The sequence below is a fragment of the Pseudolabrys sp. Root1462 genome, assembly GCF_001426945.1.
In the GTDB taxonomy this organism is placed as follows: domain Bacteria; phylum Pseudomonadota; class Alphaproteobacteria; order Rhizobiales; family Xanthobacteraceae; genus Pseudolabrys.
This window is the reverse complement of record NZ_LMFS01000001.1, coordinates 12,933-30,318: the sequence shown is the minus strand read 5'-3', so window position 1 is coordinate 30,318 and position 17,386 is coordinate 12,933. Positions and strand designations below refer to the sequence as shown.

The following is a 17,386-nucleotide window of genomic DNA, read 5'->3' as shown; positions in this document are numbered from 1 at the left end:
GTCGCTATACTGGCAAGAGGACTGGCGATGAAGGCTTCGGAGCAAGCTGAGGGAGCTGGCCTCACAGCGGCAGCGGTTCGGCTACCGGCGTCTCGGGCTGCTGCTGGCCCGCCCAGGGCATGAAGCTCAACCACAAGAAGCTCTACCGTCTCTACAAGGAAGAGCGGCTATCCGTGCGTAAACGCGGAGGCCGCAAGCGGGCTCTGGGCACCCGGGCACCCATGGCCGTCCCGCAGGATCGCAATCTGCGCTGGTCGCTCGACTTCGTCATGGACACGCTGGTGAGCGGGCGGCGCTTCCGCATCCTCACCGTAGTCGATGACTTCACCCGGGAATGCCTGGGGCTGGTCGCCGACACCTCGTTGACCGCTCCCCGGGTCGTCCGCGAGCTCAGCCGTATCATCGAGAGCCGAGGTTGCCCGCGCATGATCGTCAGCGACAATGGCACCGAGTTCACGTCGAATGCCATCCTGGCCTGGCAGGAGAAGTGCGGCATCGAATGGCACTACATCGCGCCGGGCAAACCGATGCAGAATGGCTTCGTCGAGAGCTTCAACGGCAAGCTTCGCGATGAGTGCCTCAACGAAACCCTCTTCGTGAACCTCAGCGAGGTCCGCGAGATCATCGAAGCATGGAGGATCGATTACAACACCAACCGGCCGCACACGAGCCTCAACGGGCTCACGCCAACCGAGTTCGCAGCACGCCCCACCGAGAGGCATAACCGGAACAGACTCTACTTAAAACCGAGGGCATTTCAGGGGAGCAAGTCACTAATGACTATTTTCTCTTCTCTAAGAAACCCTTATTTCCCGACCTGCCCTATAAACGTCCCTTCCTCGAATGACGGCGGAGTTCCCCTCCCGTCAGTCAATGCTTCATCTGACCTAGGATACCGCTAATTTGCCAGATGCAGCTTGCTCAACGCGCTCCCGATCGACTCGAACACTGCCACCATTTGGTGCGCCGATTTGATCTCTGTGAACTTGTCTCTTCCGCTTGCGCAGTCCCGGAGAAGTTTTGAGGTCGGGTCGTGTCCAGTGTTGACTTGAATCGTATAGATGATGATGCCTGCATCCTTTGCGTTAGCACAAGTGCCCGACCCATTCCTGCTGCTGTCATACATGCGCTTATCAACCTGCGAGCTTTGGCTTGCTCCGTTCCCATACCACCGGTTCTGGGTATTCAAACCGTCCGACATCAGAATGATCGCTTCGCTGTAAACGGATTTGGTATCCTTCGGAGGAGACACCATCGCACCGCCCCCGACAAGCGTCTGCCAGGCCCAGACCAATCCGATGGGTTGGTTCGTGCTTCCCTCCGGGCGAAGGTCGTCGATTATCCTATTTAGCTCGTCCCAGTCGTAAGTAAGTTGCCTGATCGTCGCCGGGCACCCGTCCGGCTGCTCTGCAGGATACTCCGAGGAAGTGTCGCTATTGGGAGGCAACACCTTCTGGTCGTAGTTTTGCGAGCTAGGTCCATCAATGTCGCCCCGATCGGAGACACATCCTTCCCACTTGGAGTGGTCATCCGGCTTCCACCTGCAATTGCTGGCATGGGAGTTGTTATAGGAGCTATTCCCTGAGCACTCCCAGGTGCCGTGCTGCTTGTCCCATTCCGTCCAGTCAATAAGCGACTTCGTGAAGTTCGCCTTTCCAATGTTCACATATCGGGCGAACGGCACGATTGAGACGTATATATCCCCTGGGCCCCTCGCGGCCGCCTGCAACTGCTTGAGCAGTGCCTTGGCCGCATCCTTTAGCGCCGGCATCTTCCCGTCTTCGGCCATAGAGCCGGTTACATCGAGTGCGAGTGCAACGCGAAGCTTGTTGATGCCCCAAGCGGCCGTAGAACTAACGTTGATGGGCAAATGCTCGAATCCCAACGCGCCCATAAAGGTGGTGTCGACCGCGCCACTTCCGTTGACCACGACCTTAGAGCCGGTCGTATTCGAGTAGGCACCCGTGATCACGATGCCCTTTACGTCAGGGCGTATGAAAATGCTTTTAAAGTATGCGTTTGCTTTGATATTGATCTCCGCGGCGGTCAAGGAGTCCGCGTCTCTAGACAACGCGAGTGCCGTGGAGTCCACGGCCGCTTGCATCGCCGTCTTTGCCGCATTGGCTCTACTAAAATCGATTGCGCTACCAACAAAGCCTACCAGCGGAAGCGACGCCAGAGCGAAGGTAATCGCCACGTTGCCAGAAGTTCCGCTTACAAATAATTTTAAATACTGGTGAAGCCTTGTCATTGAACGCCCCTAGCAGTTTAAAGACCGAGGCTAGTCCTGATTTATAAATCACCTGTAAAATTGTTCGAGCGGACTGAGTAGCGAGGCGATAACGCTGATGCATGACTTATCAAATGACACAATGCGTGATTCAGCCGTCTGGTTGAACGGTAACAATTACCCACTCGTCATGGGTACAGGTGGCTGAGACCTCATCCCTTTGATGGGGCATCCCGGAGTTCCCGATTGGGGGCAAGAAATTCGCCCGGTCGGGGGACGCTCAGTTTAAGTCAATGAAGAGTCGGAAAAACGCTATGACATGCAGGCGATCATGACGCGCAGTTAGCGGTTAGTGAGCGAGTAGTCTTCCTGTCGTAGATATCGCCGGCTTCCGTTCGGGTTAGTGTGTCATAGACCTAGTCGCCAACTAAAATTGACCTTCATAAACCTTGGCGGGAGTAGTCGATTTCGAAAAACGTGCCGTCGTCCTGCGCTCTGCCAGCGGCACTCCCGCCAACTCCGATCAAAACTGCATTTCGCGTGCGCGTCCCGACGTTCAAGGTGGGAGCTACGTGCAAGCGGAAGCAGGCTACGGATCGACGTCGGCCCCAGGGCTTGGAAGCGGAGGTCCGCAAGAAGGGCCTGGGCAAAATCAGCAAGGAAGCCGTTAAGGACGCGCAGCCCACTCTGCGCGGAATACCGGCCTTTAAGAACAGGAGAAACGTCAGGCGGTCGAGCGGAAGAGCCGGAAGAGGGAAAAGCTTCGAGCCGGAAGCTTCGGCCGACCGCGGAACCAGTACGCTCGGAGAAGTTCCGTCGCCCCGCGTGTCGCGGTATGGCTCAAGAAATTGGGAATGACAGAGGAGCGGCGGTTCATGTTCCGAAATCGAGCCAGGCGATTGACCGCAACCCGCCCGTCAATCAGCCAGCTTTTCCCCAAAAACCACGATCTGAATCTTTAGAGAACCCCGGAGTCGAGGCGACTCCCTGCGTCCGGCTCCGAGGTCTCCAGCCCCCCGCGCCCATTATTGGACAATCGGCGCAAACGCCGCTTTGACGGAAATCAGCGGTTGCCGAAACGACAAAGCGCGCTAATGCAGGCGATGAACCATGCTCAACAGGGCATTCGCCGTATACGGTTTCGGAAGAAAGTGGGTATCGGGAGGCAAACTGCGCCCGATGTTCTTCCCGGTGGTTACGATCACATGGATCGGGGGCCATTGGTCGCGGACCGCCGTGGCCAATCTCAAACCGTCCATGGAGCCGGGCATATCGATATCCGTCAGGAGAGCAAAAATATCCGTCCGCGCCTCCAAGACCCTGATGGCCTCGTCAGCGTTGCTGGCCGTGATTACCTCAAAACCAGCCTCGGTCAGAATGTCTGCCACATAGTCGAGGATAAGAAACTCGTCCTCGACCGCCAATATCGCTTTACTCACGACAACCCCTTCGCAACGAGCACCTAACGTGGCGCAGGTCTGCAGGTTCCGGAGGAGGGACTACCTTAGATTTTCCCGAATCGACTGAACCGTGTCGATTGAGACGAGCTCGATCATTCCGCGCAGCTCATGCAGGCCCCCCGCATCTTCCCTTGGAAGCAGGGATAGTGGAACTTCCCCACTCATCGACGTCCCAGCTCGCAGTTTCGAGGCCGCACGCTCGCAGCACTCGGAACCGATATTCAGCATCTGCTCTGGCCATAATGATTGCGCCAATCATTCGTAGCTCCGGCCGTTTATTAAACTAAGAGACACCATGCACGTTTACGTCTCTTTCGCGTCGTTGGCGTATTATTTGCCTTGGGCGGGCTCGCATCGATGAACGCACTGAGGCGCATAGTTGACGCATTTTCGATAGGCGATTCAGCCAATTCGCTGAGCCGTTTACTACTTGTTGAGCAGTTTAAGATGCTCCGCAAGCAGGTTCCAATTCTCTACGCGGTGCTCGTCGTCGACAGCATCAGCGTCGGTGCGGTACTCCCATCCGCGGTCCCTCCTTTTTTGAGATTCGCAGTACCCGGCGTATTGCTGGCAATCTGCATTGTCCGGATGGTGCGGTGGATCCGCCTGAGGGATACTGAGATCACTCCCGAAGAAGCTCGCGAGCATCTCGTCAAAACTCGCATCGTCGCCGTCGTTCTTAATGCCGGGTTTGTGCTTTGGATCTTAGCCCTGTTTAGCAGCGTGGATACCACGCTTCGGGCGCCGATCGCCCTGCTCGTGTTGATGGGCTGCATTGGCACAGCATACTGTCTAGGTAACTTTCCTCCGGCTTCCCGACTCACCCTGCTGATCGCAGGGGCACCAGTCGGTGCCGTACTCCTCTTGTCAGGCGACGGGATGCTGATCTCACTCGGCATTAACGTCCTGCTTCTGGTCGCCCTGCTTGGACGTATGATCAATACTAACTTCAAATACTTCGTCGACCTCATTCGATTACAGACCGAATTAGGCCAGGAAGGTGCCCGAGCTCGCATAGCTGAGCAAAGCGCCAAAGCTCTTGCTGAGCGCTTCGAAATCGCGCTGAACAACATGTCTCATGGGCTTTGTCTTTTCGATCGCGAGCAGCGCTTAATTGTGTGCAATCGCCAATACCTCGAACTCTACGACTTAAGCGCAGAAATCGTCAGACCTGGAATGAGTTTAAACGAAATAGTTGATTTGCGGTATTCGGCCGGCACCGCGCCGAAGATGACGCCAATGGAGTATCTTTCATGGCGCAACAGTGCGCAGGTAATTAATCAAGAGTCAGATACGACGGTCGAATTGACGAACGGTGTTTATGTCCGTATTCGCCACCGCCCAATGGCCGACGGCGGCTGGGTTGCAACTCACGAGGACTTCACGGAGCGTCATCGAACCGAGAAGGCACTTGCGGAAGCCAAGGCCGCGGCCGAGCAAGCAGAAGCTACCGCCCGCGCAGCGCATAGTCATTTAACCGAGGCGCTAGATGTAGTGCCGGACGGACTCGCATTGTTCGACCAAGAGGACCGCTTGCTGCTTTGGAACAGACAATACGCGAGTTTTTACTCCGCTAGCCACGGCGCCATGGTCGAAGGAGCCAAGTTCGAGACCATTCTCCGTGAAGGCGTCGCTAACGGTCAGTACCCGGAAGCCATTGGTCGCGAGGAAGAGTGGATTAAGGAGCGCATGGCGCGCCACACAATGCCAAAATATTCTCATGAGCAGCACCTACCGGGCGACCGGTGGGTGCGCGTGGAAGAAAGGCGGACGGCAGACGGTGGAAGCATCGGCGTTCGCATCGACATCACAGACCTTAAGCGGCGCGAAGCCTCCTTTCGACTGCTATTCGAAGAGAACCCCCTTCCGATGTGGGTCGTCGATGCTGCGACCAAGCAACTACTTGCTGTCAACGGCGCCATGTGTAGGCATTACGGTTATCATCGAGAACTCCTTCTTAATATGACCGAGCAACAACTTGAAGACGCGGCTTGCGATGAGGTCACCACCTCGGACTACGCAATTCACAAGACGTTCAATGGCAGTATTATCGAGGTTGCAATCGACTCTCGACCTCTTATCTACGAAGGTCGCCCTGCACGCGTCTGCGTCGCGTTCGATGTAACTGAGCGAAATCGGACTCAGGAAAGAATCAGCTATCTTGCGAGCCACGATCCACTGACGGGACTCCCCAATAGAGCAGCACTTGATCAGCACTTCCAAACCGTAATTGAAAGAGCTCGTTCTACAGGTAGCGACTTTGCTGTGCTCTGCATGGATTTTGATCATTTCAAAGAGATTAATGACCTCTACGGTCATGCGGTCGGCGACGCGGCTCTGTGCCACGCATCTCGCCGGCTGGAAGAGGCGGCTCAGGGCGCTTACGTGGCACGCGTCGGAGGCGATGAGTTTATTGGCATAATCGAGCAGTTGCCATTACCTGGAAGCGCTGAATTGGCCGCAATTAAAATGCGGGAGGTATTTAACACCCCAATCGAAATTGAAGGGCGCACGCTAAAGCTCGATGTCTGCATCGGAATTTCACTTTTCCCGAGAGATTCGGAAGATGCTGTATCGCTGTTGGCAAACGCCGATGCCGCTCTCTATCGAGCAAAGCATGAGGGGCGCGGCGCCGTTCGTCTGTTCACGGTCGCGATGGACCAGCAACTTCGCGATCGACGCGCGCTCGAACATGATCTTCGTTTTGCTGTGGAACGGAAGCAGCTTTTTCTTGAGTATCAGCCGCAACAACATCGCGATGGCCAGATTACAGGCTACGAAGCGCTGGTCCGTTGGAGGCACCCGATTCGAGGGATTATAGGACCAACCGAATTCATCCCGATTGCAGAACAGAGCGGGGTCATTGCGCAGATCGACGACTGGGTTTTGGCGGAAGCGTGCGCAGAAGCTGCATCTTGGACCACCCCGCTTCGAATTGCTGTTAACGTCTCTGCCGGACAATTTCGGCGCGAAGACTTTGCTACTCAGATTGACAAAGCCTTACGTCACGCCGGACTTCGAGCATCTCGACTCGAACTCGAAATTACAGAAGGTGTTCTCATCGACGAAATGAGCCGCGCAAAGTATACGATGCGACAGCTCAAGGAGCTCGGGGTCTTGATTGCGCTCGATGATTTCGGCACGGGCTACTCATCGTTATCCTATCTTGATGCATTCCCGCTGGATAGGATCAAGATTGACCGATCGTTCGTCGCTTCGTTGGACTCTAGCGAGCGAGCCTTAGCGATTGTTCACGCAGTAATTACCCTTGCTCACGGTCTCGGGGTTCCAATTTTGGCGGAAGGCGTGGAGACTTGGAAGCAATTTGCGCTCCTTCGCGAAGAAGGCTGCGATGAAATGCAAGGATATCTAATAGGACGACCCGGCCCCCTATCAACACTTCGGGCCGACTTGCAAAAAGTTAGGTACAGATAAACGACGGCCGGAGGACCAAGCCAAGCGTCGGCGCCTTCGATCATAAGGAATGGCGACAGCTGATAGCGCGGAGTAAGCGGAGCCGCTGTTCACTCGGCTCTACGGAAAGACCGATGGCTTTGGACCGAATGTTGCCGGTCGCACTCGCCCGTCGAAACTTCGCAGACGGGGCATTCAAACATCCGCGTTTCTAGGGATGATCCGTTCTTTGCAATCGTCCGGAGCCACATCTGCGAACCGCAGGAGGTGCAAGTGGGACGCTCAATTTCCGGAGAATTGACAGGGCTTTTTTGCGTGTGAGGCATGACGACCCCTCTACGGTGTCGGGCAGGAGCAACCTGTCTCTCCGTCATCGGCGCCCGTTCACCCCCTGCCAATGATGAATTCATCCTAGGCCCAGTCGCGGCTACCTTTCTATGCAAATTGACATAGTCAAAAGTTTTTCGCCCTACTTGAGCACCGGCTGTCGGCGGAATGCCTCAAAGCGGCAGCTACCATCGTGTCGACTCCTTCTAAGCTTGAGATGAGATTTCGCAACACCAGGCAATTCAGCCCGCAGGGACATGCGGGCGAGGCCGATTAAGGAACTTCAACCCTCCGAGCCGGCCGTTATGTGCGGTACGCGCTATCCGGAGACGCTCAACAAAGTCTGATATTTTTCGTCTCGTTCGGCCCTGTTTGATCACATCCGTTCTGGGATTTCTGTGGCCGTCCTGTGGTCGTGAATACTGCAATACATACCCGGAAAGCGCCGGACTAAAGCGTGGAAGCTTTTCAAGATTAGTTTGCTTTCGTCGGCCCAGGCCGTGACGACATCAATTCAGACGCGAAGTGGCAACGCTTGGACTAGGCTAGGCACCAGTGCAGCTGGATGCGACGAGTTTGGAAGGAGACGCTCAATGTCGAAGCAACCGGATGTGGGGCTTGGCCCACGACTCCTCGCGATTGAGACAGCCCTTCGGGCGCTGGTTGATCAGGCGAGCTCAACCGATCCGGCGCTGCGCAACCGTATCAGGGCCGCGGCCGAGGCTTACCTTGCGACTATTCCCCAAGTGTCAGAACTTGAGCGGGAATTTATCGAGCGGTCGAGGGGTTTCGTTGAGTCAATTGTGAGACAGCCGACCGTCTGATCTTCGGTCATTTCCACCCGCAGCGGACCCACCATCGTGGGTACCAAGAGTCAGGCTTTGACCGCTAGCCACCTCAGTGGCATTGGGGTGTCGTCTACATCCTATGGACAACAAAGCCCGGCACGACGGTCGAGCTTAGCTCCCATGCGTTGCAAGTCTACAGGGATGACCTAATTGGCAGGGCACCGCGCCGAGTCTGTATCGCCGATGTCGGATAGCCCGACAGGGAATGGCGAAGTTCTACAAAGCTACGAGCCCTAAGGTTGCGTGAAGCCGGACGCAAGCTTCGCTACAGTCCGGTCCATCGGCTCCGCCGCCGCGTTGGCCCACGGCATTTGTCAGCAACGTTGAGGATGATCGCGATCTGGCCGGTCATCCGGCCAATTCCCTCTCGACGGCCGCGGCGGAGTTGCCAACCTTTTTCACGGCGGCTTTTAGTTCGTCGGGCGTGACCCGAGAATTTCCCCGACCAGTACCGGATCTCGTAGTTCTCGCCGAGATCGATGCGGCTGCTGTCCTGGGGACCTTTTTGGTGCGATCGCTGGCCATGGGGACGTTCCTTCCGACAGCCAACGTTGCGCCACTCGGCCGGTTCCTGCTGCCATTAGCCTGACTACTTGGCGCAAAGCGATCGGAAAATGCATGGCAATGGCGTCCATCGCCGCCTTATGGTCGTCCGACTGAAAAATGGTGGCCGTAGCGGTCGACGGTGACCGCAAGCGACGAATGACCTGCAAAAGTCTGGACCGTCTTTGGCGCAAGGCCTGCCTCGATCCAGCATGAGATCGCAAGGTACCGCAGCGCGTGCCAGTTGAAATACTCCCGCGCAAGCGGATGGGTTCTAGGATCGGGGACGTGGATGCCCGTTTCGGTAGTTACGAGAAATTTGCTCAGACGAGATGTACCCAACTCCGCGCAGACCCAGCTTGATTGAATGCCGGGCTTTAGATGGTTCTTTAGAACCGTCACTGCGGCCGAAAGTACAGAGCCGTAGAGAAAGTGGCGCTCTTGAGAGCGGCATTCGGGAGACAACCGCATTCGAAAGTTCAGCGGTCGGCTTAAGAAGCTCGCAAATCCGACGCAATTTTACCGGCAAAATCGGATCAAGCGGCGGTTAGGTAGAGGTATTGGCGGACCAAGCGAGATTCGAACTGGAAGTTCAGAAGTCGCGTGTCCGCCCGAATTTCACAGACTGTGCGACCGCCTCATGGTTGAACGCGCCCGTCCCGTCGAAGCGACGCTGGTAAAATTGGTAGAGCCAAACACCCGCGATGTAAGCAGCCCGGCTTCATCATTGCGGGCACTTCTTTGATGACAGCATTGTCTTGCGCTGTTGGTTCCAGCGCTAAATTCTCTTGAAGAACTTTGGTAAAACCGACGATCTTGGCCGCCTGATTGCTCAGGCCGTGTCTATCCCGCTGACCACTGATACTTCGAACCGGCGCGCCCTTCGCTTTCGCACGGACCGCTTACCAAGCGCTTACTTTTAGCAATCCCTAGTAAGCAAACACCTAGAAATTTCAAGATAAGCCATTGAAAAGATTGGCGCGCCCGAAAGGATTCGAACCTCTGACCCCCAGATTCGTAGTCTGGGGGAGACAATTGAAATCATTGAGTTTCGTTACCGGAAGAAACTCGTCGGTCGCAGGAATGCCCGGATTCTCAAGGTCACGCTACATCAACTGTTACCAAAAGACTGAATCTATAAGAATAATTTCAGGCCCCAGCAAGAGTTTCAACGCCGATCATCGGCGAAGTTCAATCGCTACGGAGCCATACGGCGCCAGGTCACAGCGCGTTTCCGCAAGCTGGTCGCTAAAAGTCCGAGCATCTCCTTGAGCGTCAAGGCATCCAACATCGGCTCCGCCAGAAGATTCTTCAGCTCGCCGCTCTCGTCCTCAAGTTGCCGCAGCCGCTTCATCTCAGACGATATCGGCCCTGCATACTACTTGCGCCAATTGCAAAACGTCGCCTCTGACCGCTATGAACGCGATAATATCGAATTTGTGATGCCGGCCTCTCGTGGCCGAGGCCGTCTCCTGCTGCGCCTAGGCAGCCGGAGACGTGGTGACCGCCTCTTCGGCCGCGCCGACGCCGAGATAAATGCGCTGCACCTGCTCGTTGTTTTCCAGATCGGCGGCCGTGCCTTCCAGCACTGTGCGCCCGGTCTGCAACACATAGGCATAGTCCGCGATATCGAGCGCAAGCTGGATCGATTGCTCGGCCAGCAGCAGAGTCAAGCCCTGCTTGTGCAACCCGTGCAACGTTTCATACATCGTTTCGACCACCGCCGGCGCAAGGCCCAGGCTCGGCTCGTCGAGCAACAGGAGCTTGGGCTCGCTCATCAGCGCGCGACCCATCGCCAGCATCTGCCGTTCACCGCCCGACAGCGTGCCGGAGCGCTGGTGACGCCGCTCCGCCAGGCGCGGGAAGCACTCATAAACGCGCTCGAACAAATGGCTCATGCGCGACTTGTCGGCAAGCGCGGTGGCGCCAAGGCGCAGGTTCTGCTCGACCGTCTGCGACACGAACAGCCGCCAGCCTTCCGGCGACAGCGCCAGCCCCTTGCGCACGATGGCATAGGCCGGCTGGCGGGTAATCGATTCACCGCGCCATTCGATCGAGCCGCCCGAGGCCGGCACCAGCCCGGCAATGGCGTTGAGGGTCGTCGTCTTGCCCGCCCCGTTCGAGCCGAGCAGCGCGACGACCTTGCCCATCTCGACCTTGAGCGACACGTCGGCGACGCCGACCAGATCGCCGTAGCGGACTTCGAGGTTCTGAACGTTCAAAGTGTCCATGGCGTTCATGCTCTCCGCTTACGCCGGCCGCTGCCGAGATAGGCCTCAATCACCTGCGTATCCTTGACGACGTCGGCCGGCTTGCCCTGCGCAATGACGCGGCCCTGGTTGAACACGATCACGCGCTCGGTCAGCGCCATGATGACTTCCATGATGTGCTCGACGATCACCAGCGTGATGCCCATGCCATGAATGCGGCGCACCAGCCCGATCGCGCGCTGAACCTCGCTCGGCGTCAGACCGGCGAGCGCCTCATCCAGAAACATCAGCCGCGGACTGGTCGCCAGCACGCGGGCGATTTCCAGCCGCTTGCGGCCGGGCGTGCCCAAGGTGCGGGCCCGCTGCATGGCGAGGTCCTTCAGCTCGGTAATCTCCAGCACCTCCATCGCCCGATCGCGCGCGGCGTTGCGATGCGGGTGGCGCAGATAAGCGCCGACCATGACGTTCTCCAGCACCGTCATGTCCTCGAACGTCGCCGGCAATTGAAACGTACGGCCGATGCCGGCCAGCGCGTGCGTTTCCGGCGGCGCGAAGGTGACGTCCTGACCGTCGAAGATCACCTGGCCCGCGCTCGGCGGCATGTCACCGGCCAGGCAGTTGAAGAAGGTCGACTTGCCGGCGCCGTTCGGCCCGATCAGGCCGACGATTTCACCTTGCGCGATCGACAGGCTGGCGTCGCGCACGGCGAAGAAAGCGCCAAACTGGCGGGATACGTTTTTGGCTTCAAGCAGCACGGCGCGACCTCCACAGGCGAGGCGAAATGCGCTGCCAGTATTCGTACAGGCCGCCGGGCTCGTAACGCGCGATCAGCACGATGATTCCGCCATAAAGAATGTAAGTGAGACCCGAACCGCCGCCGCCGAACCAGGTGTTGGTCGCGGTCTGCAACGAGACCAGGATGATCGCGCCGACCAGCGGCCCGAACAGGCTGCCGGCGCCGCCGAGCGCGGCGATGATGACCATCTGCACCGACACCAGAATGCCGAAGCCGCTTTCCGGATCGACGAAACCGGTCTTGATCGAATAGAGCGACCCGGCGATCGAGGTGAAGATCGCGCTCAAGACCAGCGCCTTGAGCTTGGTCATCCGCACCGACACGCCGAGGCTGGACGCCGCGCGCTCGTCGGACTTGATGGCGCGCAGATAGCTGCCGAAGCGGCTGCGCTGCAATTCGTAGGTGACGTAAAGCACCACCGCCAGCACGCCGAGGAAGATGTAATAATACGGCGTCTCGTCGCGGAAGGTTAAATCCCACCAGCCGCGCCCGACCGCCGGGCCCTGCAGGCCGATGGCCGCGCCGACATATTCCCAGGTGCCGGTGAAGATGCGGATCAGTTCGGCGACCGCGATGGTCGCCATGCTGAAATAGTGGCCGCGCAGGCGGAACGCCGGCAGCCCGATGATGATCGCCAGGATGATGCTGAGAGCGATGCCGACCGGCACGCCGGCCAGAGGCGGCAGGCCGGTGATCTGATAGATCAGCAGCGGCAGATAAGCGCCGACGCCGAAGAACATGCCGTGCCCGACCGAAATCTGTCCGGCATAGCCGCCGACGATATTCCACGCCGACGCCGAGATCGCGGCAAGCAAAACCGCCGAGCCGACATTGAGCGCGAAGGCGCCGCTAAACAGCAGCGGATACAAGAGCAGGATCGCCGCGAGGCCGAGAATGCCCAGTTTAACGTTGCGGCTCATGACGCTTTTCCCATCAAACCCTGCGGTCGCAGCCACAGCAGTGCGGCGAACATCGCGTAGACGACGATGTCCTTGTAAATCGCGCCGAGCCAATAGGCCGACAGCGCCTGAATGAGACCGATAATCAGCCCGGCATAAAGCGCGCCCGGCACGCTGCCGAAGCCGCCCAACGTCACCGCGACGAACGCCGTCAGGCCGAACGTCTCACCGACCGACGGCGAAAACGGATAGGAAATCGCCATCAGCGCACCGGCGATACCGGCGCTGCCGGCGGCCAGTCCCCACGCCAAAGCCTGCATGCGGTCCGGGCGAATGCCCATCAGCATCGCCGCGTTGCGATCCTCGGCAACCGCAAGCAGCCGGCTGCCGATATTGGTGCGCGTCAGCAAAAGGTGCAGGCCGACGGTCAGCACGATGGCGACCACGCCGGCGACCAGTTGCGACATCGGCATCAGGATGCCGCCGACATCGACAATGCCGCTCAACGTCGTCTGCGGCAGCGACACGACATTGGCCGAGAAAATCCAGAAGGCGGCGTAGCGCAGCAGCAGCGCCAGACCGAAGGTCGAAAGGATCTGCGCCAGCATCGGCCCCTTCATGACGTGCCGGATCAGCGTCAGATAAATGATGATGCCGATGCCGTAGAGCGTCACCGCCGCGCTCAGGCTGAACAGCACCGGCCCGCCGCCGAGATACGTGACCGTCAGCAGCGCCACATACATGCCGAGCATGACGAATTCGCCATGGGCGAAATTGATGAAATTCATCATGCCCCAGATCAATGTGAGGCCTGACGAGAACAAAGCGTAGATGGCGCCCAGCAGAAGGCCACCGACGATCACCTGGAGCAAAAGCATAATAGGCTCGCTGTCCGCGCCATGCGCGTTGAAGTGAAAGCTCCCTCCTCCACCGGAGGAGGGAGTAACATAGCTTTTATTTCCAGCCCTTCATCGGCCATTCCACCTTGGCGGCGGCGGCGCGATCCGGCCAGACCAGCTGATAGGCATCGCCCTTGAGCTGAATGAGGTAGGTCGCGGCCAGCACGTTCTGGCCGGTCTGGTCGAACTTGACGCCCTCGTAACCCATCATCAGCTGGTTCGGCTTGAGATCGGTCGCCACCAAAGCGGCGCGGATCTTTTCCGGATCGTTCGAGCCGGCACGGTTGAGCGCATCGGCGAGAGCAAAGAAGCTCTGCATGTTGCGCGCGCTGGTGTCGTCAAGATCGCGGCCGGTCTTGGCCTTGTACATCTCGTTGATCTTGTAGGTGGTGGTGCCGGGCTTGCCGATGTCCCAGGCGCTGCGGTTCATGACGCCCTGGGCGACAGCCGACACGCCGGGAATGAACGACGGATCAGAGAAGCCGGTATCGTCGCCGATGACCATCGGCGGCAGGTAGTTCAGGTTGCGCATCGTCTTCATGAACAGGATGGCGTCGGCCGTGTAGCTGATGAAGATGGCGACGTCAGGGTTCTTCTCCTTGAGCTGGAGAACCTGCGGCGCGACGTCGGTCGAGTTGGCGCTGTACGGCACCTTGATGGCGACCGAAATGCCGTTCTTCTTGGCTTCTTCCTCGATCGCGGCGGCAACCGACGTGCCGTAATCGGTGTTCTCGTTGACGATCGCAATCGTTTCGATCTTGCGGCCCTGCTTCTTCATGTCGGCGAAGAAGCGCATGTAGGTCGCGGCGTAATCGCTGGCGATCGGGGTGCCACGGAAGGTCCACTTGAAGCCACGGCCGGTGATGTTGCCGGCGGCGGATTCACCGACCATGAACGGAATGCCGTAGCGCTCGGAAACCGCGGTGGCGGTGAAGCTGCACGACGAGTGATAGGCGCCGAACAGCGCGTGCACCTTGTCCTGCGTGATGAGACGCACGGCGAGCTGCTGCGCGGTCGATGGATTGCCCTGATGGTCGGTGAACTCGACCACGATCTTGGCGCCGCCGGCATTCGGCAGGCCTTCGGTCGCCGCCAGCGGCAGGTCGCCCAGTTCCGGATGCTTGTTGTTGATGATGTCGAGCGCGACTTCGATCGCCGCCTTCGACGCCTGTCCCGCCGCCGCGGCGTTGCCGGTCAGCGGCCAGATGATGCCGACCTTGATCGGATCGGCGGCGCGCGCCAGCGTGGCCGGCGCCGAGATCGCAACGGCCGCGAGCAGCGCCGCCATCAAGTGTGATGTTTTCTTCACGAAGTCCTCCCCAGATTTTGTTAGCGTTTGAGTGTCAGATCGTTTCGTTGAGCGGCCGGACGGAAACGGCGTTGCCGCCGCTTCCGCGCCCGTTAGTTAAAACGTCCTGCCGGCGACCGGCTTCGCCGACTGTTCCTGCTTTCGTCCTCGGCGCTGCCTTTGCGCCGCCCTCGCCTGCCCGCGTATCAGTTGCCGGCTTGCGAAATGAATTTGGTGTTCAGGTACGCTTCGATCGCTTCCGAACCGCCTTCCGAGCCGTAGCCGGAATCCTTCACGCCACCGAACGGCACTTCCGGCAAAGCCAGGCCGTGATGGTTGATCGACACCATGCCGCTCTCGAAAGCGGCGCCAATCGCCGCCATGGTTTTCGCCGAGCGGGTATAGGCATAGGCCGCAAGACCGAACGGCAGGCGGTTGGCTTCCTCGACCACTTCGTCGAAATCGCGGAATGAAACCACCGGCGCCAGCGGGCCGAACGGCTCCTCGTTCATGATCTTCATGTCGCGGTTGATACCGGTCAGCACGGTCGGCTCGAAGAAATTGCCCTTGTTGCCGATGCGCTTGCCGCCGGTGGCGATTGTCGCGCCTTTGCTCACGGCGTCGGCGACGAAGGATTCCATCGCCTCGATGCGGCGGATATTGGCGAGCGGGCCCATGCGGCTGTCGGTATCGAGGCCGTCGCCGACCTTGATCGCCTTGGCGGCCTGGGTGAAGCCCTCGACGAACTTGCCGTACACGTTCTCGTGCACCAGAAAGCGCGTCGGCGCGACGCAGATTTGGCCCGCATTACGGAATTTGTTGGCGCTCAGAATCTTGACGGCGTTATCGACGTCGGCATCCTCGAACACGATGGCCGGCGCGTGGCCGCCCAATTCCATGGTGATGCGCTTCATGTGCAGGCCGGCGAGGCTCGCCAGTTGCTTGCCGACGGCGGTCGAGCCGGTGAAGGTGATCTTGCGGATGACCGGATGCGCGATGAGATACGACGAAATATCGGCCGGCACGCCGTACACGAGTTGCACCGCGCCGGGCGCGACGCCGGCATCGATGTAGCATTGCACCAGCGCGGCGCAGGAAGCCGGCGTTTCTTCCGGGCCTTTGAGAATGATCGAGCAGCCGGCGGCGAGTGCGGCGGAAATCTTGCGCACCGCCTGATTGATCGGGAAATTCCACGGCGTGAAGGCGGCGACCGGACCGACCGGCTCCTTGACGACGAGTTGATAGACGCCTTCCATGCGCGCCGGAATGACGCGGCCATAGGCACGGCGGGCCTCCTCGCCGAACCAGTCCATCACGTCGCCGGCGGCGAGCGTTTCCATTTTGGCCTCAGTGAGCGGCTTGCCCTGCTCCAACGTCATCAGTCTGGCGATGTCATCGGCGCGGCTGCGGATGATGTCGGCGGCCTTGCGCAGCACCTTGTAGCGATCGAACGCTGAGACCTTGCGCCAGGCCTTGAAGCCCTTGTCGGCGGCGGCGAGTGCGCGGTCGAGATCGGCGCGGTCGGCATGCGCGAGCTTGCCGATGGTTTCGCCGGTCGCCGGGTTCAGCACCGGCTCGGTCTTGCCGCTGGCGCCCTTGGTCCAGGCGCCGTCGATATAGAGCAAAACATCCGGATACATATGTGCCTCTTGCGTTTTCATTCGGTCGTCGTCGTCGGTGCGCGTTTGCGCAAGGTCGCGTTGTTATCAGCCGGCCTTCAGCGAAAAGCCGCCATCGACGACGATCTGCTGGCCGGTAATGAAGTCGGATTCCGCCGAGCCCAGAAACAGAATGGCGTTGGCGATGTCGGAGGGTTCGGCGAAGCGGTTGAGCGGCGTGCCGGACAGCATGCCCTTCTTGGCGTCGTCGGTGAGCGAGCGCAGAAGATCGGTGCTGGTGTGGCCGGGCGCGACCGCGTTGACGGTGATGTTCGGCGCCAGCTCCTTGGCCAAAGTCTTGGTCAGGTTGATGACGCCGGCCTTGGCGGCGGAATAATCGGCGACCGGCGCACGGCCGCAATGATCGAGCCCGCGCACCGAGGTGACGTTGACGATCTTGCCCTTGCCGGCTTCGCGCATGTGGCGCGCCGCCGCCTGGCTGCACAGGAACGTGCCGATCAGATTGACCTGCAACACCTTCATCCACTGATCGGCGGTCTTGTCGGCGAACGCCGCCGGCAGCGTCATGCCGGCATTGTTGACCAGAACGTCGATACGGCCGAACTTGCGGACGAAATCATCGACCACGCGCTCGACATCGGCGGCCGACGACACGTCGCCGATAAAGGTTTCGACCTCAAGGCCGTCGGCGGCGAACTCGGCTTTGGCGCGCGCCAGGCTCTCGGCGCCCTTGCCCATGATGCCGACTTTGGCGCCTTCTTCCGCGTAGCGGCGCGCCGTCGCCGCGCCAATACCCCGGCCACCGCCGGTCACCAAAGCACAAATGCCATCCAGTCTTGCCACCACGTCCGTC

Annotated in this window: 10 protein-coding genes and 1 pseudogene; 2 read left to right on the top strand and 9 right to left on the bottom strand. The window is 59.1% G+C overall.

All coding sequences use genetic code 11. From position 1 onward, the window contains the following. A pseudogene (locus ASD45_RS00120) lies at nucleotides 1-704 on the top strand (IS3 family transposase); the annotation flags it as partial. Between the two features lie 194 nt (nucleotides 705-898). Here ASD45_RS00120 and ASD45_RS00115 read toward each other — a convergent pair. Continuing rightward, nucleotides 899-2,251 carry a pilus assembly protein gene (locus ASD45_RS00115; RefSeq protein ID WP_082540539.1) on the bottom strand — a complete coding sequence of 451 codons (1,353 nt, stop codon included), beginning with the start codon at nucleotides 2,249-2,251 and terminating at the stop codon, nucleotides 899-901. Nucleotides 2,252-3,321: 1,070 nt separating this feature from the next. Continuing rightward, nucleotides 3,322-3,669, bottom strand: coding sequence for a response regulator (locus ASD45_RS00110; RefSeq protein WP_056909622.1), 348 nt, complete (start codon nucleotides 3,667-3,669; stop codon nucleotides 3,322-3,324). A 378-nt stretch (nucleotides 3,670-4,047) separates the two neighbouring features. On the opposite strand from ASD45_RS00110, the gene ASD45_RS00105 reads away from it, so the two are divergent. Then, nucleotides 4,048-7,125, top strand: a complete 3,078-nt coding sequence (locus tag ASD45_RS00105) for an EAL domain-containing protein (RefSeq protein WP_056909621.1) — start codon at nucleotides 4,048-4,050, stop codon at nucleotides 7,123-7,125. Between the two features lie 3,178 nt (nucleotides 7,126-10,303). On the opposite strand, the gene ASD45_RS00090 is transcribed toward ASD45_RS00105, so the two are convergent. The 7 genes from ASD45_RS00090 to ASD45_RS00060 all read right to left on the bottom strand — a co-directional run bounded on the left by ASD45_RS00090 (nucleotide 10,304) and on the right by ASD45_RS00060 (nucleotide 17,379). Continuing rightward, the gene (locus ASD45_RS00090; protein ID WP_082540537.1) at nucleotides 10,304-11,062 is read right to left on the bottom strand and encodes an ABC transporter ATP-binding protein; all 759 of its coding nucleotides are present in this window, start codon (nucleotides 11,060-11,062) and stop codon (nucleotides 10,304-10,306) included. After that, nucleotides 11,059-11,787, bottom strand: coding sequence for an ABC transporter ATP-binding protein (locus tag ASD45_RS00085; protein WP_056909619.1), 729 nt, complete (start codon nucleotides 11,785-11,787; stop codon nucleotides 11,059-11,061). The genes ASD45_RS00090 and ASD45_RS00085 overlap by 4 nt, the downstream gene beginning before the upstream one ends. Further along, nucleotides 11,777-12,748 (bottom strand): branched-chain amino acid ABC transporter permease, encoded by a 972-nt coding sequence (locus ASD45_RS00080; protein WP_056909618.1) that lies wholly within the window; start codon nucleotides 12,746-12,748, stop codon nucleotides 11,777-11,779. The genes ASD45_RS00085 and ASD45_RS00080 overlap by 11 nt, the downstream gene beginning before the upstream one ends. After that, on the bottom strand, nucleotides 12,745-13,605 hold the full coding sequence (locus tag ASD45_RS00075; RefSeq protein ID WP_056909617.1) for a branched-chain amino acid ABC transporter permease: 861 nt from the start codon (nucleotides 13,603-13,605) through the stop codon (nucleotides 12,745-12,747). Before ASD45_RS00075 ends, ASD45_RS00080 begins: the two co-directional genes overlap by 4 nt. A 76-nt stretch (nucleotides 13,606-13,681) precedes the next feature. Then, complete coding sequence (locus ASD45_RS00070) at nucleotides 13,682-14,935, bottom strand: ABC transporter substrate-binding protein (RefSeq protein ID WP_244485119.1); 1,254 nt, start codon at nucleotides 14,933-14,935, stop codon at nucleotides 13,682-13,684. Between the two features lie 185 nt (nucleotides 14,936-15,120). After that, nucleotides 15,121-16,554, bottom strand: a complete 1,434-nt coding sequence (locus ASD45_RS00065; protein ID WP_200949611.1) for an NAD-dependent succinate-semialdehyde dehydrogenase — start codon at nucleotides 16,552-16,554, stop codon at nucleotides 15,121-15,123. Between the two features lie 66 nt (nucleotides 16,555-16,620). Further along, nucleotides 16,621-17,379 (bottom strand): 3-oxoacyl-ACP reductase family protein, encoded by a 759-nt coding sequence (locus ASD45_RS00060; RefSeq protein WP_082540536.1) that lies wholly within the window; start codon nucleotides 17,377-17,379, stop codon nucleotides 16,621-16,623. Nucleotides 17,380-17,386 lie beyond the last annotated feature (7 nt).